The organism is Roseibium sp. (assembly GCF_965229775.1).
Taxonomy (GTDB): domain Bacteria; phylum Pseudomonadota; class Alphaproteobacteria; order Rhizobiales; family Stappiaceae; genus Roseibium.
In genome coordinates, this window is sequence record NZ_OZ245929.1 from 3,963,657 (window position 1) to 3,985,030 (window position 21,374).

11 protein-coding genes are annotated in these 21,374 nt (G+C 54.1%); 6 read left to right on the top strand and 5 right to left on the bottom strand.

What is annotated here, in order from left to right; all coding sequences use genetic code 11:
• Positions 1 to 163: 163 nt before the first annotated feature.
• Positions 164 to 1,984, bottom strand: coding sequence for an asparagine synthase-related protein (locus tag ACO07N_RS17950; protein ID WP_421982333.1), 1,821 nt, complete (start codon positions 1,982 to 1,984; stop codon positions 164 to 166).
• Between the two features lie 136 nt (positions 1,985 to 2,120).
• Here ACO07N_RS17950 and ACO07N_RS17955 point away from each other — a divergent pair, with 136 nt between their 5' ends.
• The 3 genes from ACO07N_RS17955 to ACO07N_RS17965 all read left to right on the top strand — a co-directional run bounded on the left by ACO07N_RS17955 (position 2,121) and on the right by ACO07N_RS17965 (position 6,953).
• The gene (locus ACO07N_RS17955; protein WP_421982334.1) at positions 2,121 to 3,551 is read left to right on the top strand and encodes an oligosaccharide flippase family protein; all 1,431 of its coding nucleotides are present in this window, start codon (positions 2,121 to 2,123) and stop codon (positions 3,549 to 3,551) included.
• 649 nt (positions 3,552 to 4,200) lie between these two features.
• The gene (locus tag ACO07N_RS17960; protein ID WP_421982335.1) at positions 4,201 to 5,382 is read left to right on the top strand and encodes a polysaccharide pyruvyl transferase family protein; all 1,182 of its coding nucleotides are present in this window, start codon (positions 4,201 to 4,203) and stop codon (positions 5,380 to 5,382) included.
• A gap of 566 nt (positions 5,383 to 5,948) precedes the next feature.
• Positions 5,949 to 6,953 carry a Coenzyme F420 hydrogenase/dehydrogenase, beta subunit C-terminal domain gene (locus ACO07N_RS17965; RefSeq protein ID WP_421982336.1) on the top strand — a complete coding sequence of 335 codons (1,005 nt, stop codon included), beginning with the start codon at positions 5,949 to 5,951 and terminating at the stop codon, positions 6,951 to 6,953.
• Between the two features lie 172 nt (positions 6,954 to 7,125).
• Here the strand turns inward: ACO07N_RS17965 and ACO07N_RS17970 are convergent, their stop codons facing one another.
• Positions 7,126 to 8,475, bottom strand: coding sequence for an O-antigen ligase family protein (locus tag ACO07N_RS17970; protein WP_421982337.1), 1,350 nt, complete (start codon positions 8,473 to 8,475; stop codon positions 7,126 to 7,128).
• A gap of 704 nt (positions 8,476 to 9,179) precedes the next feature.
• On the opposite strand from ACO07N_RS17970, the gene ACO07N_RS17975 reads away from it, so the two are divergent.
• A complete protein-coding gene (locus ACO07N_RS17975; protein WP_421982338.1) occupies positions 9,180 to 10,112 on the top strand; it encodes a glycosyltransferase family 2 protein in 933 nt (310 codons plus the stop codon).
• On the top strand, positions 10,109 to 11,326 hold the full coding sequence (locus ACO07N_RS17980) for a glycosyltransferase (RefSeq protein ID WP_421982339.1): 1,218 nt from the start codon (positions 10,109 to 10,111) through the stop codon (positions 11,324 to 11,326). Before ACO07N_RS17975 ends, ACO07N_RS17980 begins: the two co-directional genes overlap by 4 nt.
• A gap of 48 nt (positions 11,327 to 11,374) precedes the next feature.
• On the opposite strand, the gene ACO07N_RS17985 is transcribed toward ACO07N_RS17980, so the two are convergent.
• From ACO07N_RS17985 to ACO07N_RS17995, 3 genes are all read right to left on the bottom strand, one after another.
• Positions 11,375 to 12,043, bottom strand: a complete 669-nt coding sequence (locus ACO07N_RS17985) for an FkbM family methyltransferase (RefSeq protein ID WP_421982340.1) — start codon at positions 12,041 to 12,043, stop codon at positions 11,375 to 11,377.
• Between the two features lie 621 nt (positions 12,044 to 12,664).
• On the bottom strand, positions 12,665 to 13,783 hold the full coding sequence (locus tag ACO07N_RS17990) for an acyltransferase family protein (RefSeq protein ID WP_421982341.1): 1,119 nt from the start codon (positions 13,781 to 13,783) through the stop codon (positions 12,665 to 12,667).
• 441 nt (positions 13,784 to 14,224) lie between these two features.
• Positions 14,225 to 16,849, bottom strand: a complete 2,625-nt coding sequence (locus tag ACO07N_RS17995; protein WP_421982342.1) for a right-handed parallel beta-helix repeat-containing protein — start codon at positions 16,847 to 16,849, stop codon at positions 14,225 to 14,227.
• A gap of 1,154 nt (positions 16,850 to 18,003) precedes the next feature.
• Between ACO07N_RS17995 and ACO07N_RS18000 the strand changes: the two genes are divergently transcribed.
• Positions 18,004 to 20,907 carry a LamG-like jellyroll fold domain-containing protein gene (locus ACO07N_RS18000; RefSeq protein ID WP_421982343.1) on the top strand — a complete coding sequence of 968 codons (2,904 nt, stop codon included), beginning with the start codon at positions 18,004 to 18,006 and terminating at the stop codon, positions 20,905 to 20,907.
• Positions 20,908 to 21,374: the final 467 nt, after the last annotated feature.

The window sequence follows — 21,374 nt, forward strand, 5'->3', positions numbered from 1 at the left end:
GAAGATCAAGATTTTTCAAGAAGTTTACGTTAACACTGAGCAATGGGTGTGAGAATGCCAAATGCCGGGTATGGACTTGCAACCCTGTTCAACGAAAGTCACAGTGTGAACAGCGCTGACGCATGAACGCGGACAATCGGGGAGCGCGACTGTCCAGAGACAGTCAAGGCGAAGCGATATGCGTGATGTTGGGTTCGACATCGTTTCGGTCAAAGTACTCAAGCTGAAAATTGAGCGGAAGAAAGTAGCCGACAGTGGTGCGGCTCCCGCTGATATCGGACGATTTAAGCTGTTCGATCGTCCTTTTGTCGAACAGATCGATATCGCCGATAGCCGACCAGTCGAGTCTTTCGATCAAGTCTGTCGACGACAGTTTCTGCTGGAAATTTTTGCCGCCGAGATTCAGCTTCCTTGAGCCGCCAAAGCGCTGAAGCAGTTTCTTCTCGAGTTTCGTGACCTTCTGCCTGAACCTCGCGAACTTCATTGCAAACCCGCCGCTCGCGATCGCGGCAGGCAACAAGCCGCTGTCGAGGGGTATGTTGGCAAGATTTGTATCAAGGCCTTGCAGAACCTGGCACAACGCGACCGAATCCTTCTTCGAAGAAGCTGAGATGCCCCGGGTCCACTTGATATAGTCGGTATGAAAGAAGGGTGTGAGGACAACGCGGTCTGTCATTGCGCGGGAAATGGCGCTCCCGGCCCAGCGTCGCATTCTCTGGTTGAGATAAAAGCGGTCGAGGGCGCTTCCGAGTGTCTCCTGGTGATCGGCGACAAGCCGGGTCACCAGTTCACCAAGTTGCGCTTGAAATGCTTCTTTTTTGTCGCGGTTGAAAACGGCTTCGGGAGCTGCATCGTTTGTCGTCAGCCTCCAGGTCAACAGTCTGTTGATGCTTTCCTGTGTGACCGGTTTTTCAATGGGCATGGCGGCATAATAGAAACCTCTCGCAAACTCACCGTTGACCCCTCCGATACGGGACGTTTCCAGCAGGAAGTCGTCGACACAGTCAATCGTGAGGCGATCGTAGATGTTGGTTGAAAAGTCGTCGCGGTAAGCGACCCTCCGGCTTCGATTCCAAACCGTTTCTGTGGACTCGCTGTTGAATTGCGTGAGATCAACGATTTCGTGGGACAAACCGCAAATCTCTGCGAGCTTCTTGGCGCTTTCGATGTCCGGCGAGCCAGGGTAGCCGATCGTAACGGCGCGTCTGCCTGTCCTGAGTTGTTCAGGAATGGCGCTCAGAACAACACGTGAATCCAGGCCGCCGCTCAGTTCCATTCCCGCGTCGGGAAGCGCGTTCACGCAACGCTCAACGGATTTGCGAACGAGATCCACTCCGTCTTCAATTCTCAGGCTTTGCGGTTCCGCCGAGTGATCGTAATTTTCCCGAAAGGACAGCTTGCCATCACTGAGATGCGCGCTCGATCCCGCCGGAACCATGGCGACATCTTCGAACAGGGTCGTATTGTCGAGGAGATGTCCCACTGTCATCTGCTGAAAAAGACCGAACTGGTTCAAAGGCCGTGCAAAGGTCCGGGCGATCGCCGATGCAGATGTGCCGACGGCGGCGCAGCCATCGCCCTGATACGAAAAAATCTGTCCGAGACCCAAAAAATCCGAATGTGCCGATGCCGTCTCTTTGTTTCCAGTGATCGCCACAAATGGTGGTTCTAGCTCATTCAGGTGATCGGCACCGTTTTCCGTGACCATTGACAACAGCGCATTCGCATCAAGCAGTCTGCCGTCCGTTGTCAATGCCATCTTGCTGTGCAAGAACAGCCACTGATCGCCTTTTTGGGCAATTTTTTCAGACGGATAATTTGAAAGGATCGTTGTCGCATCGTCAATTGTGGCGACAGAAACATCGTTATTGCCAAATCCTGCTACGGCTGCAGCAGCTTCGTTAATGATTTTCTGTTTTTTGTCTGGTGCGAACCTTCTCGAAAACGACAAAGCCAAGATACAAGATTGGACTCGTGCGATCACTGGCATGTTCTCCTGAATGAGTTCGGTTTATGTGCTTTGAAATATTATGAAAATTTACGAGCAAGGAACGATGGAATAATGTGGGTTCAAGCAAATAGATACTGTCCGAATCCGGACACGTTTTAGAGACCGATTTATGTTAAAGCAAGCACTTTCCCTAAGCGCAAGCAACGGTGTCATTGCATTAGTTAATCTATTTCGCAATATCTTGATCGCTCGACTTATAAGCGTCGAAGACTTCGGTATCGCAAGTACTTTTGTTGTCACGATGTCTTTGATCGAAATGACGAGCAACTTCGCCCTGGACCGCATGCTCGTGCAGACGCCAGACGGCGGATCCAGCCGATTTCAGGCGAGCGTGCAGATGTTGCAGGCATTGCGCGGCGCCGTTGGCGCGGCGATCATGTTCTTTGCCGCCGGACCGATTGCTGCACTGTTCGGCGTGCCGGACGTGGCATGGGCCTATCAGCTTCTTGCGATTGTGCCGTTGCTGAGAGGACTTGCCCATTTCGACATGTTCCGGCTGCAGCGGAAACTCGAGTTCAAGACCATTGTCTATGTCGAAATGGGGGCAGTCCTGTTGGCCACGGCATCCGCCTATCCCTTGTCGATCTGGTTGGAAGACTACCGCGCCATGCTCTGGGTGCTTTTGCTGCAACAAACGACCTACACGACATTGTCGCACGTGCTGGCGAAGCGTTGGTACCGTTGGTCGTTCGACCAAGCAGTCGCGCGCCGAGCTTTTACGTTCGGTTGGCCGCTTCTTCTGAATGGCATCCTGATGTTCGCGATCTTCCAGGGCGACAGGGTGTTGGTCGGCAGCATGATCGGCATGAGAGAGCTTGGATGGTTCTCTGCTGCGCTCACGCTCGCGATGGCGCCGACCGTCGTAATTGGAAAAACGATGGACAGGTTCTTCCTGCCCCAGTTGAGCAAGGTGCAAAACAAGCCTGAAAAATTTGAATACCTGTATCTGGCGGCAACGCAAGCTGCGCTATTCTCGGGTGTTATCCTGGCGCTGATGGCAGTTCTGTTCGGCGATCTACTGATTCATGGTCTGTACGGGACAAGATATGAACCTGCGGTGCCCTTGCTGGTCATCCTTTGTGTCGCCCAGGGCCTGCGAATTAGCAAGGCCGGCGCGTCGATCGCTGCGATAGCAAAGGCGAATACGACCAACCCAATGATCGCCAACGCATGCCGTGTGCTCTCATTGCCTGTTGCGTGGTTCGCGCTCACCCAGGGTGCCGGAACCTATACGATCATTTGTTTTGCTATTGCCGGTGAAGCGCTTGCTCTCGTCGTTTCTCTGGTGATGCTGCACAAGCGGCAGAAGCTGCCATCGAAGCCGCTGCTGATGCCCCTTGCGCTCTCCGCACTCGCCTACAGCGCTGCGACCGCAAGCGGCCTGTTCGTTACTGTGGGCTCAATTGAAACCTGGTTGGCACAGGCGGTGTTCATCGCGATCCTTATCGCCTTGATCCTTTGGTCGATGCGCGAGCTGCGTGTCTGGGGCAAGCAGATGCTGATCATGAACCGGCCGGTGGGCGACAAAGCGACCAATTGAACCGGGAATGGCTTGGAAATCGGCCAAGTCTTCCCACCGGCAGCCCAGTGGCACAAGCGCTTGTGTCACGCGTCGAGCATTTGCGAGTAGCTGACTTTTCCTGTTGTTCTGCCCGATGTCTGCAGATTGTAATTGCTCGGCTCGAGTAAGTGCGCTTCTTGGAAGACACGGCCGAGGCAAGCGTGTTCGTGATCTGCTGGTCCTTTGGAGCCCTTATGGTCGCTTCGTGTCTTAACCATGCGACCCAAAACTCTGCAGCGGCACTTTGTGTGAAGCACCGGGACGGGTTATCAGAACGTGAGTGCGATCCGTCAAATGGCTGCGGCCGCTGACGAAAGCAAACCAAGTTGGGGCCGGTGAGGTTTGCAGCGAGCCGGGCAGGTTGCAAATCGGTTGGGAACGGGGCAGTAATTGGCGCGGGTTTTGCGAACGCGTGATGTTCTGGCCAGGATGGCTGGCTGGTGCGATCGCGGCGAAACTCCAAGAAGGTATCGTGAAGACATCGTTGGTCCCTCGTTCGGACAGCCGCAATGGTGGGGCGGAGGACAGGACATTTTCGCCGATGCAGAGAAGGTGGTTTTTACAGCCGTTGTTGTAAAAAACATATTTGAATCAGAAATTTAATGATATCGAAGAAGTTTAGCCGCAGATGACAGACAACAGTGTTCTAACGATAGGCCTTTTGTGGCATTCCACGAATTCCGACAACTTGGGGATAGGGGCGTTAACGGCCTCCCAGATCGTGATACTCGAGGAGGTTGCCGCTGAGCTGAATTTGAAACTGACGTTCAAGATTCTTGGCTGGCGAGACCCTGAACCGTCTTATATCAACGGACCCAACATACAGGTCGTTCCGATGCGGGCGAGGGACTTGTTGAGCCCGTCGGGTCTCTGGTCATCGGCGCGCAGTTGCGATCTGATTCTCGATATCTCCGCTGGCGACAGTTTTGCCGACATCTACGGTCGGCAGCGCTTCTTGTACAACATCATATCGAAGACGAACGTTATTGCCTCCCGGCGCCCGCTCATTCTCAGTCCCCAGACCATAGGTCCGTTTCAAAGATGGTGGACCAGGCTTCTGGCAACTGTTGCGATGCGTGGTGCCCGGAAAGTGCTGACACGCGACCGGCTCTCCAGCGACTACCTGAGCGAGCTTGGGTTGGCAGACCGATTGATTGAGTCCACTGATGTGGCCATGCGACTGCCTTATGAAACGCCCGCGCCGCGCGAAGATGGAAACGTGAGGGTCGGGCTGAACGTGTCCGGTCTTCTATTCAACGGGGGCTACAGCCAGGACAATATGTTCGCGCTCTCAGCGGACTATGCGGCGGTTATTCACGCACTTTGCGAGTATTTCACCAAGCAACCTGGCGTGGAGTTACATCTCCTGGGCCACGTCAATTCGCGCAACCACGAGGTCGAGGATGACTACCGGGTCGCGGAAAGGCTTGCCGAGAAGTATCCTTCGGCGGTGCTCGCGCCACGGTTTGAAAATCCGTCGGCTGCAAAAACGTATATCGCGACCATGGATTTTTTCGCAGGCGCCCGCATGCATGCGTGCATCGCAGCTTTTTCTTCCGGCGTTCCCGTGCTGTCCATGGCCTACAGCCGGAAGTTTGCGGGTTTGTTCGGCACGCTTGGTTATGACCATCTTGCGGATTGCAAAACGCAATCGACGGAAGAGATTATCGAGGTCGTTACCGACGCATTCGCGCGACGGCAGGAACTGAAAGCGGATGTTGACAACGCGTTTCAGGAAGCAGAGCGTAAGCTCTTACACTACAAGGACTATTTGCGGGAAGTGATGAAGAACGCCAAGCTTGGCTCCTAGAAACCCGGCAGTTGCTGCATCGCGCCCCACGCGGCAGGCGGTGAGCGCCCACGCGAGGTTTTGAGAGCGCGCTGCATCGGATTTCGGTTCAGGCGTTTGTGTGAGACGGTACTGAGTTCGGACGCCGGTTCTGGTGAATGCCGTTCTAGACACGAAACTGGATCAAGCACACGATTGCCTTGATCTGCGTTGCCAAGGCGGCAAATTTGCAAACGGTCGCAGTGGCGGGCGAGGAATGCTTATCTGGCAGGGGAAGCACTTGATCGGCGGCACGCGACCAGCGTAACTACCATTGACAACGAATTCCAGTTAGCGATTGACGGTTAATGAGTTTAGAGACTGATATCAAGCGCCTCACCGATCCGCGGCTGTGTCTGGGCTGCGGTCTGTGCTCCTATCTTTGTTCCAGGGACGCGGTCTCGATGATCGATATCGATGATCTTGGAGTGCGTCCCAGGTTTTCCGACAATGTGAGTCCGGCTTCGGTAAAGGAAGCGATGTCGGCCTGTCCGACTGTCTCCACCGACTTCGGAATGCTCACGAGGAGAAACGACTACCAGCCTGTCGTGGACGCCAAGACCGAGATGGCCTGGGGGGCGATAACAGGGATCTGGGAGGGGTACGCCAGCGACAATGAAACCCGGTACAAGGCCAGTTCCGGTGGCGCACTGACCGCGATCGCACAATATTGCCTTGAGGTGTTGGAAATGCCCGGGGTGTTGCATTCCGGCGAAAATCGGGATGATCCAATTCGAAACAAAACCAGGCTGTCGCGTTCCCGCGAAGATCTTCTTGAAGTCCTGGGTTCCAGGTACTCTCCGGCCTCGGTCTGCGACGGGCTGGACTTGGTGGAGCAAGCTTCGGGGCCGTGCGTTGTCATCGGTAAACCGGTTGAAATCGCGGCAACACGAAATGCAATGACGCTTCGGCCCGCTCTGGAAAAAAATGTAGGTGTGACGCTTTCGTTCTTTTGTGCGGAGACACCGCCGACCAAGGCGACGAGATCCCTTCTGGAAAAACTGGGTGTGGTGGCCGACACGCTGACAAGTCTGCGCTATCGCGGTCATGGATGGCCAGGGTATTTCGTGACGCAGAACGCCTCCGAAGAGCCAAAACAGCATTGGATCTACGACAAAACCTGGGCTTATCTGCAACAGTATCGGCCCTGGGCCGTCCACCAGTGGCCGGATGGGTCGGGTGAGCTGGCCGACATTTCCTGCGGAGATCCATGGTACGAGGAACCGGATGGTGAAAATCCGGGTTTCTCGCTGGTCGTCGCGCGAACCAAGCTGGGCAAGGAAATAATAGAAGGTGCAATCGAACACGGTTATCTGACGGCGTCTTCAGCTGAAGTCTGGAAGCTTGAGAAATCCCAGGCTGGATTGTTGAGAAAGAAGGCCGCCGTGTGGGGCCGCAGACAGATGCATCGCGTTTTGTGTATGCCGATCGCGAATTTCAAGGATCTGGACCTGTTCACACTTTGGCTTGACTTGCCGTTTCGCACCAAGGTTCGTTCCACGTTGGGAACGATGCAGCGGATCCTGCGACGCCGTCTTTGGAAGCTTCCATAGTCATCCGCATTAGAACTTTGCAGAGCGACGTGCCAACGACAGATCCGGCTTGAAACGGCGCCCGAAAAGAGGCAACGCGGGCGTGGTCAACCGTTCCAGCGGGCAGATCATGTCCAGTGCGCAAGCATCCGAAAACAGGGCTGCTGCTGGCTCCTTGTCGCGCAAAGGAGCGTCAGGAGAGGCTTTGGTCTCCGCTTTGTCTTTGAAGTCTGTGTGCCGACCGTGGTCCTCGCGTGTATGGCAGCCTGCGCTTTTCGGGCTTGACCTGGACATTGGACTGCATCGCTGCGTTGCCCTCTTCGGCCGGGATCGCGTGCATTCCGAGGTAGAACACGAACACGATGATCGCCGCGCCCCACATGTGGACGGTAATGATGGCGGTGCCCAGTCCGACCAGCATAATGATGTAGCCTCGCCGGAACGCGATTGCCATTGGATCAACGAAGTCTTGCTGGATGAGATATCGGATTGCGAAGATGAACGCCAAGAAGAAAAACAGGAAACCGACGATTCCGTAGTTGAGCGCGATCACCAGCCAAAAATTGTCCGTACTTGCAGAGTGCATCCACGCCGGACGGTCCCATTCATTGAAGCCGATACCGAAGATTGGGTTCCTGAAGAGGTCATCTTGCGAAAAGCGCCAGATGAGTATTCGATTGTAGGCGGATCCGGAGCTGAAACTGAGATAGCTGATCAGGACGGCATAAGGCGTTCGTGTGGAAAGCAAGTCGACCGCCACATAGGCCGTAGCCGCCAGGGCTGCTAGAATTTTCCAGCGGTTTTTCGCCTTGACGACCATGTCCCAACCCATCAAGCCGATCTGGATTGCGACGCCGGCAAACGCTCCGGATGAAAGCGAAGTGAACGCACATACCAGTGGGATCGAAGTTCTCAGGATTTTTTGGAAAAACGACTTGCCGTGAGCGAGCAGGTAGTATGATGGTGCCAAAATACTCCCTGCAAACATTCCCAGTAGTATCGGGTGGTCGAATGCGGCCTGTGCCCGAAAGAAACCAAGACGGGTATCTGCCAATACCCTGGCGGGTCCGATGGGTCCCAGGAACGTCTGAAAGAGACTTCGGTTCGTGACACTTTCAAAAAGTGCGAACGGCAACAGAAACAGAACACCAAGCCACAACAGCATGAACGCATCCCTCGCTGCCTTCACGCTTCGAATCTGTGTCCTTGCGATAAAGTATGTTCCGCCAATCTCGATAAAATAGATCGCCATCTTCTCGATGAGGACAAATCCATGATTGTGCAGCGTGGCAATCATCGACCAGATGACGTAAATCAGCATGAAGTAATCGGATTTGGTTTTTTTGCCGGCTGCGCCCGATAGCCAATTCATCATTACTGGCGCAATCGCAATCAATATTACGATCCGGTATGGCGTCAAAAGCAGGGAGCCAACGTTCAGTTTGACCGGAATGAAAAGGGAAATGATTAAGAGTTGCGCAAATAATCCGATACTTTGATTTGAGCCAATGTCATCCAGTGTTCGATCTTGGTTCATGGCCATGGACAATGAGTCCTTCTCGGTGTGGACAGTCTGGGAAATGACATAAGTGAAAAAATGCTTGGTGACACGCAGTCGCGGAATTAGGAGTGTTTTCGTCGCCTATGTGGATTCATCGCCCTGACTCTGTTCGGCAAGTGGCGGATCCGGGATCTTGCACGGTTGCGCGTCGGTATATTGGGCTTTCTGCAGTTGCCAACCCTGGAATACATGACACGGTCGTCTCTGCCGACCGCCTTCATGCTACCAACAAATAGTATACCCTTCCTGAACGTGTCTAGGCTGGCACGTGTGCTGAAACATAAATTGTCCGTGCGTTATTCGTGCGGTCGGGTTCAAAAACTGGCGATGTGGCGGTTTCCGCTCAATAGGCCCAAAAAGCGGAACAAAGGCGCCCTACGCTGAGTTGTAATGGCTCTGGTTTTGCGCAATTGTCTCCCGGACGCGATCAGGTAGCATGCGTCGCGATTGCCGTAAGCAGAAAAAATGACCAACCGGATACTTTTCAAGGAGCAGGGGACGGGGAATACCTGTCCGCCGGCACTCGGAACGGCAAAAATTGTTTGTTAAGCATCATTCCAATTGATAGATGCATGGAGAACCGGGGGATAACCTCTGGTACAATTTTTGATGTTACACAATGCGTATCTCACTGAAAACAACTAGCGAATTTTCAATTGAGCGCTAGTGAGATCATGGAAACCGGCATGGATATTTCGATCATTGTTGTGAATTGGAATACAATCGATCTGTTGAGGGACTGCTTGAGTTCAGTCGTGCAGAATCTTGGTAATCTCGATGCGGAAATCATTGTTGTCGACAATGCGTCCAGCGATGGCTCCCAGGAAATGGTGGAGCGCGAATTCCCGAGCGTCGTACTCGTCCGCAACTCGGAGAATGTCGGATTTGCCGCTGCAAACAATCAGGGTTTTCTCATTGCGCAAGCGGACTACGTCCTGCTGTTGAATTCCGACACCATCGTTCACGGCGATGTCTTGCAAAAGTCCGTCGACTATCTTGAAGAACATCCGGATGCGGGAGCAATGGGATGCCGCGTCTTGAATACGGACGGCACCGTTCAGCTGACCTGCAGCGAATTTCCCACGTTGACCAATCTCTTTGTCATGTCGTCCGGATTGTGGAAGCTTAAATCGCCGAAATGGTTCGGAAAGTATCTGATGACGGATTGGCAGAGAGACAGCGAAAGGTCAGTGGAAGTCATTTCGGGTTGCTATTTGCTGGTCCGCAACAGTGTCATCCGCGAGATCGGCCCGCTCGATGAGCATTTTTTCTTTTTCGGCGAAGAAACTGACTGGTGTTACCGAATGCGTGAAGCAGGATGGCGATTGATGTTTGCTCCAGTCGGAGAAATCACCCATCACGGTGGTGGTTCCGTCAAAAAGCTCAATCACAAGCGTGACATTCTTCTCACCAATTCGAAGGTCAAGCTGCACAGGAAGCACGGTGGCCTTGTTGCCGCGTTCGCATGTTGGTTGATCTTGGCTTTTTTCAACGCGACACGTGCTGTGTTCTGGACGCTCCGCAACATGCTCGCCTCGTCTCCCGCTGCAAAGGAACGTGCCGTTCACTTTAGACGCGTGTTTTTGGCGCTGGGAAATGCGTGGAGCGGCAGAATATGACTGCGAGGCTGAGGGCAGTGATCCTCGCGCCGCATCTCGATGCACATGATGTCGGAGAGAGCCTGACCCGGTTTCGTCTCGTCGAGGAACTTGCGAAACTGGCGGACCTGACCATCCTGGCACTGGAATGTACCAAGGGTCCGCCGCTCTCTGAGCAATTGCCGAACGCCGAAGTCGTTACCTTTGAAGAACCGGAATGGCTACGCCGTTATGAACGCATGCGAGCCATGTTTCGTCCGAACATATTTTACGTCGCCCGGTTTGCCGAACAGTGGCTTCGCAATTCGCTGTCGAAGGGAAGAACGTGGGATGTCGCACACCAGATTCTCCCGGCAGCACCGCGGTATCCGACGATTTTCCGGAAATTCGACATTCCCTACATTATCGGATCGCTTGGCGGCGCTTTGCCGACACCGAAAGCCTTCGCGAAGGAATGCGGTTCCGCCAGCTGGTACACGCGACTGCGCGGCCTGGACCAGGCACGTTTCAGGTATGACCCGTGGCTGAGGTCGAGCTATGGAGCAGCGGAGCTCGTTCTCGGCGTGGCGCCTTACATGAACGAGGTTCTGAAAACGGTTCCCAAGAAGCGTTTTGAACCATTTTTGGCAATTGGCGTCGATAGTATAGAGCCGCAAGTTGAGCGCCAGGTCGTGCCAGACTCGTTGAAACTGTTGCATGTCGGGCGCGCCGTAAGAACGAAAGGATTGCGCGATGTTGTCCGCGCCATGGGACACTTGAAAGACCTTTCGGGCGTGACCCTGACGAGTATTGGAGGCGGTGAGGAAGTCGCGATCTGCAAGGCTGAAGCCGAGAATTTGGGGATCGCGGACAGAGTACAGTTTCTGGGTAAACTGCCGCGCGAGGAAATCGAAAAGCACTATCTTGAGAGCGACGTTTTTGTGTTTCCGAGCTTCCGCGAGTCCATGGGAGGCGTTTTGTTTGAGGCGATGCGCTGGGGTCTCCCTATAATAACCGTAAACGCCGGCGGTCCGGGCTTCATTGTCGATGAAGAGACGGGCTTGAAAGTTGATCTGACCGATCCGGAGAAGATGCCGAGAGACCTTGCCGATGCCATCAGGCAACTCCTCGCCGACCCGTTGTTGCGTGGCAAACTTGGAGAAGCAGGACGGCAAAAACTGTTGACGGAGCAACTTTGGCGTATCAAGGCGCAGGAAATGCTCAAGCTGTATTCTTCAGTGAAACGGTCGGGCTGAATCAACTTTCAAAGCGCAGCCCTTCTGCTTGTCAGTCGGCAATCGGCACTATGTGGGTCTTGCAATCGTATAAAAAGTGCACTCTTCGACCTGTTTTTCGCTGCCGTCTCCGTTCAGGTGGAATATCTCGTACTGATGGGACCTGAGAAGGTCGCTGACCTCAGCCGCATTGTGTGGGGAAACCTCGAGATAAAAAACCGGCCGTACTTCTGACAACAGCCGTTTACTGCCTCTCAGGGCAAGTAATTCAGCACCCTCAACATCCATTTTTACGAATCCAGGCGGCGACCAGTATTCAAGAAGGTCGTCTCCGGAGACCGTGATAACCTGTTTTTGGTAGGCAGTTCGAAATCCTTCGTCATCTGAGATGCCGAGCAGCTTGCTGCGCGCGTGCCCCTTGTCGGCAACACCGAAAGTCATGACGCCGCGTTGGTCGGCGATCGCGGCACACAGAACGGTTATCGGCGCGTAAGTGTTGGGGAGCTTGCTCGCCGTCAGGCTGATCATGCGCGCATACTCAGGATCGGCCTCAAGAGCGAACACGGAGCCCCCGGGCCCTGCCTTGCTGGCAGCCATGGCAGACAGAATGCCGAGATTGGAACCGACGTCCCAAACGCACATGTCCTTTTCGACGATGTTTCGGACTACGAGCATCAGGTCCAGGGCACACGCCGTCCAGCCCGGCTTCAAGACGCGCACATCTGAACGTCCGGTCACGAGCACACGTCCGTTTCCGAACTCGGCGGGAAGTTTCTTTCTGAATTGAAAGCTCAACAAGTCCCTAAGGGGCATAGGTTCAAACCTCTTCTTTAACGGCTTGTGGCTGGATCTACGAAACAGTTTGGTCGCACGATCTAGTTATCAGGCCTTACTCGACAGCGTTTCCGGGACATAAACTCGAATAGCACACGGGCCAAAGTCATTGATACGATTGCGTTATGATAGATACGAGTTATGAATTTGGGGTGTATGAATATGGTGTTTGTTCAAACTGCGTGGCACAGATTTCTGCCGTTTGGCTCAAGAGCTGGACCATGTCATTAGCTGATCATGACGACACAAATCTAGCTTTTTTGCTCCATGACGATGCCCGGTTCGGCGGAAGGGCAGTTTTCTCGTTTCGCCCGACATTCGCGCCGGAACGGCATTGGAACCGGCAAGGGAAACATTTCCGCGCAGCCTGGGACGTTGAAACAAGTGATGTGTCTCCACACTGATGCCTAAAACATGATGGGCGCCATGCGCCAGACCATAGGCGCGTCGCTTGAAAGGGTGCGCAATCAACTGCCCACCGGACAGCGGAGCGTGCGTGAGGTGAGTGTGGTGTTGATCTCTCAATCACCCCGGAACGCCGTATTTTCTGGTGGAAGTGATCGACCTGTAGCGTTGCGCCAGCAAGCTGGTGATTGGCTTTTCAACGACGCGATAGAACACATAACCGGCTATAGCGCTGATTGTGATCATCAAGGCAATCCCGATGTCCGGATGCAGAAGTGCGATATGGTCGACCCGGGTCTGGATCAGCGCCAGCGCCGGCAGCGTGAATATATGGGTGAGATAGATACTGTAAGAAGCGTTCCCGAGTCCAAGGAGCCACTTCGGAACCTTGAGAGACACCAGTCTCGGGCAAAGCACAAACGCCGTAACGATGCTCGCTGCCGGCAAACCCCACCACATGAAGCGCTGGAAGCCCCTTATCTCCTGGTCTGCGCCTGTGATAATCCACGTCAAAAGGGTCGCCAACGCGGCCACGATCAGAAGTATCGCAACCGGCAGGGGCAGTTTGTTGTATCCGGATTTCAGAGCGTAGCCGATCAGGCATCCAAGGAAAAATTCGAGCAAAAGCCAGTTCGTTATCAGGATGACGAACAATTTCTCACGTACGATCAATTCGCCGATCAAGATGCTTGTTCCAAAAAGCAACAGCATGAAAGGCAGCAGGAATTTCCTTGGAAACAGCAGGCAAAAGGCGAAGACAAGATAGAAGTACATCTCGTAGTTCAGTGTCCAGCCGGGGCCCAGGAGCGGGGTCGCCACACCGGTTTCGGAGCGGACTGGAAAGAACAGGAACGAGGAGACGATCCACTGAACATCCAGGGACCGGGCGTGATAAAACAGCGTTGGTTCTATGAACAAGAGCCCGAGCGCCACCGCGGTAAGCAGCCAATAAATGGGGACAATGCGGATCAGCCGCTTCACCATGAACTGGAAAGGGGCGTTCCGGTTGCCAAAGTCGTCGTAGTGCACGTAGATCATGATGAAGCCGCTGATGACGAAAAACAGATCGACTCCGGCATGTCCGATCCAGCTCAGCCCCCCGAAACCATCAATGAACGACTCTGGCATCAGCGACGGGTAGGTACGTTCCATGCGGCTGTGAGCGTGGGACAAGACAACGCTCAGAGCTGCGACGGCCCTCAGGGCCTGGATATTTTCTAGTTTTGTGACAGCCGCCATCTGAGTTAGTGATCCTTGCTTACCGCTGGAAGGTCTCGGGATTGCCATTGAACGAAGCAATGGTCTTTCCGTTTATGCACAAACAAACAAAAAATTGCGTTACTACAAATTCGATTTGATGCCGCACGTCGAAGAGCCGCAAATCAAAACATGCGCTCCCTTAAGTCAACGGGATCCGGATCCGGTATTCCAATTTGCCCTAGGGCTTCTTTTTCAGGGCAGAGCGAGCGGTGAAAAGCAGGCCGCAGTCTTTCGGTTTTAGCCGAAATAGCCCTTGAAGCTGCCTTGGGTGACGAATTCGTAGTTTGCCTGCACGAATATTTCAAGGACGCGGCTTCAGGCCGTCTTGGTCCCGGTCTTTTCCGGCAATTCTCGATGTTCTCAATAGGCCTGAAGGTCTGCAGGGCATTTGCCGCAAAGGAGCAGGGCCCGTTCGCTGGGTCACGCACTTCGCAATTCAATGGCAAATGATGTTGCGGCCCCTTGGGGTGCCAACCAAGACGCGGTTTTGGAATAGGTGCCTGGTGAGGCCGCCAATTCGTAGGCATAAGCCAGCCGAAGCGTGTTGGACGGATGCCCCCGTCCAGTTGGCTCTTCAATCAGTGTCTTGCCGCCATCCCAGGTAATGGGGTCTTCATTGCCATCGTATCGGCTGACTGCATAGAGGACCAGCGTGTTGGCCTTGCTGGTTTCTATCGTGGGCGAAAGATGTGTCGGTTTTGAACCGCCGCTGACCGGACCAACGGCAACGCTGTCGAGACCATCCACCTCGAGAACGGTGAGGTGAATGTTTGACCAGTTGTCGTCGCTTTTGACCTGAAGCGTGCGCGGGCCGGTCCCCGGTTCAAGGATCGTTGCAAGCGTAAGCTGGTTTCTTGTCCGTAAAGCCGTTTCCGGATTTATGGTCAACTTTTCGCCCGTGCCGTTTTCCCTGCCTTTGGTCCCAATGGTCACGGAAAGGCGGGCAGGTTCTCCAAGCACACTGTTCAAAGTTGACACAAGCACCAGAAGAGGTTTGTCGGAGGCTGTGAAAGTGTCAGTTTCAAACCAGTAGCCGGCCGCAAACTTGCGCGCATCAACGGCACGCGGGTTCAAAAGGCTTACCGGCTCGGCGATGGGGAAAGACTCTGCGACCGGTGCGGTCATCAGGGATGATGCGTGTACGCCCATCATCGAGGTGCGGCAAGCAAGATACTTGCCCAGGTCTTTCGCGGCAGGTGCGTAGGCTGCCGAAGTTGCCCCGTCGATGGGTGTCCACGCGTCTTGCGGGTCATACACGTCATCTGCGAGATACCACTGATATGAGCGAGGCGCATGGCCGAGAGCCATCACGTATCCGTCGTCGACCTTGACTGTGCCTCCGACAATCGGCGCGCCTTCGATTTCCGGCCGTACGATCCAGATCGGATCGAGACGCTCAAGATCGGTGAGGTCGCGTGCCGGTCCGATCGGCGGCTTCGCAAGATCGATGGGTTTGCCCGAAATGTCGACGCCAAAGCCGTCGAAATCGGGAAACTTCTCCTGGAGCGAAATACGCCCATCGCTCCCTGGAAGCGTATCGATCGCGGTAGAAGGGGCGAGGAGAACCCGGCTGTCCTTCCTGACGGCGATGTCACCCCTTGTCACGTCCGCATAAACATCGCTGAACGGAAGCACCCTGTCAGTTACATCGAATGGCTTCCCGTTGGTGTAGACGTTGGTTTTGACACCATCGCGAATGAGCCTTTCTGTGACGAAGCTTGCTCCATTGACGATGTTGTTCATCACGGCGAAATTGATCGCGTTTTCGCTTTTTGACCCTAGAATGAGCGAGTTGGAAAAGGCGGCGGCATTGCGCCAGGGTACGAGTATGTTGTTCAGGAAATAGCAATCGCCGTTTATTCCCTGGCCGGTCGCAGGAGACAAGTTCTTGATCTTGGACGTCCTGTCGAAGTTCTGGTCTTCAACGGCGCGGCCATTCGTGTCCGAAGTATCGCCGTGGATGAAGTTGAAGCCGAAGAATTGAGCTGATGAGCGCTGGAACGTCCAGTAGCCGGCGCAGGCCCACCAGTAATTGTGCCACCAGAGACCATTATGACCTCCTTGGTAGATATTGCCCTTGTTGGCATGCGCAGCTTGTCCGCAGTCTATGAAACGGTTTCGGGAAACGATAAAGTTCTCAAGCCCGAACAATCGTATCGGGGTCTGGTCAGATCGGAGAACGATGTTGCGGTCCATGACGCAGCCTTCGACAGCGCCAGCATGCTTGTTCCAAAAAGGTCCGGCGCACTGAATTCCAAACTGGTTGATCGCATCGGAAACCGTCGAATTGAGCACTTTGAATTTGTTCACATAGCGAGCCAGGATCGGGGCGTAGCTTGATCCGTCCCGGTACGTGTCCCTGATCCAGCAATTCTCCAGCGTGACATCGGTCGAATATGGTGGACGGGCGGAGTTGCCGAACGTGACTGCATAGAGGCCGTTGGTGCGGTGCCCAGCTGCGCTGGTTCGTTCGCAAATGATAGAGCGCACTGCCAAGTGACTTTGACCGTGACCTTCGATGCAAACGGACCGGCGGGAATACTCGATGTTTACATTGACGCTAGCGGGGTCGTAGGGCCAGAAGTAAATGTCGACGGTCGCTCCCTTGTCGATGAATCCCCATTGACCCTTCCGCATCTGCGGGAGCAGGTTCACAAGAATAAACTTGTTTTTGTTCCTGTTTGTTTCAGCGGTCAATGACTGGTCGGCGAGGAAGATCGTGCCGCTTGCCGCATCGAATGCAGCCACCGTCGTTCGCGCGTCACGGTTGGGAAAACGATGAAAGAGAATATCGCAGTTTTCAATTTGTTCAGGCGTGAACCGATCGGTGAAACTCGGGAGCCGATGACCAAGCACAAGGTTTGGATCGCCCCCGCTCGTGACCAGTTCGTTGGCCTCCAGCCAGTCCTTCGAAGCCCTTTCCGTATGCGGATATTGCGGATTGGGCTGCCGGCCCATGCACGGGAGCAGGCGCTTGTCACCCTCGTAGAGAAATGCGGCCCGCGGGTCGCCTGAGGCTATATCTTCCTTTGCAAGCCCGGTCACCTTGAAGATCGATGCAAAGTTTTCTCCCAACAGGCGTTCATCTTCAGCGGTGCATGGAACCGCTCCGGTCAGAAGCTCCGCCCCCGTTATGACAGGTTTCTCCGTTCCAAACCCGGACAAGACGGTCTTGTTGTCAGGCGTTCCCGACGGGATTTTCACGTGTTCCCTGTACTTGATGCCTCCAACATTGCGGACCTTGACAACAGAGCCGGGTTTGGCAATCGACAGGGCTGCGGCCACGGTTGCTTTTGCTGTCGCAACGCTCGTACCGGAATTGGAATCCGAGCCATTTACGTTGTCGACAAAGAGGTCTCCTTCAGTGCCTTCATCCTTGTCTGCCCGGAAACCGTAGCTAACGTCAGACGGCATTGCCGCGAAAAGGGACGACAAGGCAGTGCTGCTGGACAGCGCCGCCAGGCTTACAGAGGCACCAAGAAAAGCTCGCCGACTGATTGGCAGATTGAATTTTCCGAATGTATTCATGTTTGTTCAATCAAGTTCGACTGCGGGATCGGCATGACCGCATGGTTCTAATATAGGTGTTGAATTTGAATTGGCTTGTTGGGCAACTCATGTTTTTCCGCTGGCGCGCCCGTCGATCAACTGAGGTCGCTTAAGCGCCCGGGCGAACTGAAGCTTATATGCCGTATCGTACCATCAAACCTCCTGAACAGTAAGACTGACCCACCGATTTGGATCTCGGTGGCTGGTCTTTGCTTTCATGCGCGGACACAAATAGTGCGTCTTGCATCCACACATCTCGGTCTACGTTTCTGTGTCATTGAAGCAGTGCCGCGATGCCCCGGTCTTTTTTCTCTGGCCCGAACCGAGAAGCTGCATGGGGTGATGGTCCCGTTCAAACTGACGTCGCAATAAAGCCGCTTGGAGGATCTCACGGAAGCACGTTCAGTTCTGCGACTTCTGAAGCTGTGCAGAGCAGCAAACAATGTATTGACGGACAAAATGTTGACTTAGTTCGTGCTCATGAGCCAGCTTCTTTGATAAGTCGACAAAAAATATTACGCAATTGTAGAAGCTTACTGAAGAAAATAAAAATACTTAAAATTTTCCTCAATATCACTCGCAAGGTTAAACCGCATATCAACAGCGGCTTGGTAATTTCCTCTCAACTTGGCAATCATGAGGAATTTTACATGTCTGGACTTGTGGTGAATGACACGCTTTCAAATGCTCCCACGATTACAGTTTCGTCAGCCAGTGAATTAATGGAAGCCGTCGAGAACGCGGTAGGTGGAGAAACCATTCTCCTTGAACCCGGCCACTACGGGGACATTCTGTTTCACAAGATTTATCCAGATGCAGAAATAACAATCAAATCGGCTGATCCCACAGATCAAGCCGTTTTTTCATCGGTCAAGATCCATTCCTCGTCAAACATCACGATGGATAGCGTTTTTGTCGATTTTGTTCCTGACGAAAACACGACAAGCCTCACGAAAGCCGTCGACCTCAAGTATGCGTCGAACATCACATTTCAAAACTCGACGATCGAGGGCGGTGAGGCCGTAAGCGGGATTGACCCGGATTCCCCGGTCGGAACCGAAAACCCGTCTGGCAGCGTTCTTGGCCTTCCTGCAGGCCGCGCCGCTTCGATCGTGTCGTCGAATGACATTGTGTTCGACAACATGGAAATTTCGGAGTTTCACAAAGGCATCCTGCTTGCGGAGGTCTCTGACTTTACGCTGCTGGATTCGGAGATTCACAGCCTCCGCACAACGCCGATTCACGGCGGTCAAGTAACGGATGTGTTGTTGCAAGGTAACCACTTCCACAGTTCGACGCCGTGGAACTTGGGTGGCGCAGGCGATCATGGGGACCACGTCCATTTTTGGATCAGCTCGGACCAAACGTTTGACAGCGACAACATTGTCATTCGCGACAACTTCTTTGAACAGGGTGAAGGCGCAGCACTTCTGGGCATCTACCTCGACAACAATGCGAACACCGAGGGACCTCAGTTCAAGCAAGTCCTGATTGAAAACAACGTGATTTTCAATGGCGACATGCAGGGCATTCGGATGGAGGGCGTTGAAGACCTCTCCATTTTGAACAACACACTGCTGCAAAGCACGGGTGACGAGCAGGAAGGTCCGACCATTGTTCTCAAGTTCGGAACCGAAGGTGCGATCATCGAAGGCAACATTTTGTCCAGCGACATAGCAATGGACAACGACAATCAAATGATTGGCGACAACGTCTACGTTCAAAAACATGACGACGCGCAACCCAACTACGTGGGCGATTTGTTTGTGAACGCTCTCGACCCGCTTGCGCTGCTTTCAGAGTTGAAGGCGGTCCCTGGTTCGATCGTCGACGGCTACGGTGCGGAACTCACTCTTTTCGACACAACGCCCGACGGCGTTGCAGGCTTTGTCGCCGCGGAAGACAACAGTGGCCGCGATGCCTTGCTTGTTTCCTTCGACGCCAGCCACGTATATTCCGAGGCCGGCCAGCTCGATCAGGACAATCTCGATGTTGTCTGGACCTTTCCGGATGGGACGACGAAATCCGGTGTGCAAGTTGATCACCGCTTTACCGAAGGCGGGACGCACGAGGTCAGTGTTTTGGTCACGCTCGAGGATGGGCGCACACTGGAACTTCAGAAAACCATCTCAGTCGAGTCTCCAAACTTGTTTGATCTTGATCTGAGCAATGGTGTGACTGACAGCAGCGATCTCGCAAACTCGGTCTTGGCGGGCGAGGGAGTAAAAGTTGTCGAAATTGATGACCGCGCCGCGCTGCGTTTGAACGACGATACCGTTCGAGTTGATACGACTCCCGACTTTTCAAACAATGATAGCTACACGCTTTCCTTCGATTTCAAGAAGGATGATGCCTCTGCGACCGGCAGGCTGATTGACTTCCCTGGCTCTTTTGCAGTTTTCATCGGTGAAACCGATATGCCGATTGCCGTGGGAACGGATCAGGGGACACAATGGCTGAAAGCGCCGCTGCCACAGATCAATGACGACGGCTGGCACTCCGTGTCGCTGACATTCTCCAGCGAGAAAGGGTTGCTTACGCTCTACGTTGACGGTGAGATTGTCCAACAGATTTCAGGCCTCGAGGGCGCGTTGCAGGACGGCACGTCTCCGGCGCTTTACCTTGGTGATCGGTTTGGACGGGATCACTTTGAGGGCGTGCTGTCGGATGTTTCCTTCCTCGCCTATGACATGACCCAGGACGAAATTGTCCACCGGATCGATAACCCGGACGAAGATCCGGTCACGCCCGTTGACCCGGTTGACCCGGTCGGAGACGATGAGCCGGCGACCGATGACGGTGGCACTGGAGATACCGGCGATACGGGCGACACTGGCGACACCGGCGATACTGGTGATACTGGTGATACTGGTGATACCGGCGACACGGGTGATACCGGCGACACGGGTGATACCGGAGATACAGGACCGAAATTTGATGTTGTCGGCGATGCGCAAGGCAACAGGATCAGCGGCGATAATGACGCGAACGCTTTTGCCGGTGGCGGCGGAGATGATATTCTCGCTGGATATGATGGCGATGATCTTCTCGTCGGCGGAGACGGGGCCGATAAACTAATCGGAGGAAAGGGCAACGACATCCTTGTTGCCGACATGGATGACCTTCGCGTCGACGGTGGCAGTGGTTACGACATCCTTCAATTCGAGACCACAGATGAGGTGTTGGATTTTGCGTCCTTTGCCGGTTATCACCGGAACATCGAGGAAATCGATATCAAGAACAATCAGGCGGACACACTGAGGCTCCAGCACCTGAGTGAAAACGGGTCAGAGACAGGTTATCTGCGCATTAGCGCGGATGCGGATGACACCGTCATCTTCGATGACTCGGCGTCTTTCAGCACGGCAGAGTTCATCGGCACGGTGGAAATCGATGATATGATTTTCAATGCCATCGAAACGACACGCTACAAAAACGAAGCCCTGTTCCTGGTCAGCGCGGAAGCGACGATTGTCACTGACGATGGAACGGTTCTGGCGAACGGCGACCTGCCGAGTACCGCACAGTTCCAGATCGAAGATCTGATTTTCTAAAGCTGGGTGCCTGGCGGATAGAGTGATCGCAAGGGTGTCGTCCCCACAGGGAAACACTGATCCGGTTACAGCATTCACCTAGAGCCAGAACGCATAAAATCAGGCGCTGCAATTCTTGATCCTGAGACCAATGGCCCGCTGCGAGATGAGCACACTTCTCGCAGCGGGTTATTCATCTGCGTCATCGGGTGTCTGTTTCTTCCAGCATTGGGTGCCGTCGCCAATCGTCTGATCGGAAGGCGGTGCGTGGATCGCCTTCCGTCCCCACGGATTACGCACTCATCGAGCCTCGTCCTTGCCGAGTTTACCTTGATGAGGATGGGCACGCCGAGAGCGTTGACTGCAAGGCTGCAGATTGTGCACTAGTTGGTGCGGGCAAAGCCCGATCTCCGCCAGTTGAGGCAAGGGTCGGTCGCCCGTCGGCGTGGAAAGCTTCATTCCATTGGACCACAAATCGATCATGCACT